General features: G+C 69.4%; 1 protein-coding gene. It reads left to right on the forward strand.

Features of this window, described 5'->3' with window-relative positions:
* On the forward strand, positions 1-1571 hold a 1571-nt coding region (locus tag ACFZDA_RS41535), incomplete at both ends, for a 2-oxoacid:acceptor oxidoreductase subunit alpha (protein ID WP_391091756.1).

Consider the following 1571-nt stretch of genomic DNA (forward strand, 5'->3'; position numbering starts at 1 on the left):
GACCGGGTGATCATCAGGTTCGCGGGGGACTCGGGTGACGGTATGCAGCTCACCGGTGACCGTTTCACCTCGGAGACCGCGTCGTTCGGCAACGACCTGTCGACGCTGCCGAACTTCCCGGCCGAGATCAGGGCGCCCGCCGGGACTTTGCCGGGTGTGTCGTCCTTCCAGCTGCACTTCGCCGATCACGACATCCTCACGCCCGGTGACGCGCCGAATGTGCTGGTGGCGATGAACCCGGCCGCGTTGAAGGCGAACATCGGTGACCTGCCGCGCGGCGCGGAGGTGATCGTCAACACGGACGAGTTCACCAGGCGGGCGATGCAGAAGGTCGGCTACGAGGCCTCTCCGCTGGAGGACGGGTCGCTGGACGGCTACCACGTCCACCCGGTGCCGCTGACCACGCTGACGGTGGAGGCGCTGAAGGAGTTCGACCTCACCCGCAAGGAGGCCGAGCGCAGCAAGAACATGTTCGCGCTGGGCCTGTTGTCGTGGATGTATCACCGGCCCACCGAGGGCACGGAGAGATTCCTGAAGTCGAAGTTCGCGAAGAAGCCCGGCATCGCCGCGGCCAACATCGCCGCGTTCCGGGCGGGCTGGAACTTCGGGGAGACCACGGAGGACTTCGCCGTCTCCTACGAGGTCGCTCCGGCGGCCACGGCGTTCCCGCCGGGCCTCTACCGCAACATCTCCGGCAACCTCGCCCTGTCCTACGGCCTGGTCGCCGCGAGCCGGCAGGCGGATCTGCCGCTGTATCTGGGGTCGTATCCGATCACGCCGGCCTCGGACATCCTGCACGAGCTGTCCAGGCACAAGAACTTCGGGGTGCGGACGTTTCAGGCGGAGGACGAGATCGCCGGTATCGGGGCGGCGCTGGGTGCGGCCTTCGGTGGTTCGCTGGCGGTGACGACGACGAGCGGCCCGGGTGTGGCGCTGAAGTCGGAGACGATCGGGCTGGCGGTCTCGCTGGAGCTGCCGCTGCTGGTCGTGGACATCCAGCGTGGTGGGCCGTCGACGGGTCTGCCCACCAAGACCGAGCAGGCGGACCTGCTGCAGGCGATGTACGGGCGCAACGGCGAGGCCCCGGTCCCGGTGGTCGCGCCCCGTACGCCGGCGGACTGCTTCGACGCCGCGCTGGAGGCCGCCCGGATCGCGCTGACCTACCGCACGCCGGTGTTCCTGCTGTCCGACGGTTATCTGGCCAACGGCTCCGAGCCGTGGCGCATCCCGGACCTGGAGGAGCTGCCCGACCTGCGGGTGCAGTTCGCGCGGGGCCCCAACCACACGCTGGATGACGGCACCGAGGTGTTCTGGCCCTACAAGCGCGACCCGCAGACCCTGGCCCGCCCGTGGGCGATCCCGGGCACCCCGGGTCTTGAGCACCGGATCGGCGGCATCGAGAAGGAGGACGGCACGGGCAACATCTCCTACGCCCCGGCCAACCACGACTTCATGGTGCGCACCCGGCAGGCCAAGGTGGACGGCATCGAGGTCGCGGACCTCGACGTGGACGACCCGGACAGCGCCCGGACCCTCGTCCTCGGCTGGGGCTCGACGTACGGGCCGATCAC

This window comes from Streptomyces sp. NPDC007991, assembly GCF_042958445.1.
In the GTDB taxonomy this organism is placed as follows: domain Bacteria; phylum Actinomycetota; class Actinomycetes; order Streptomycetales; family Streptomycetaceae; genus Streptomyces.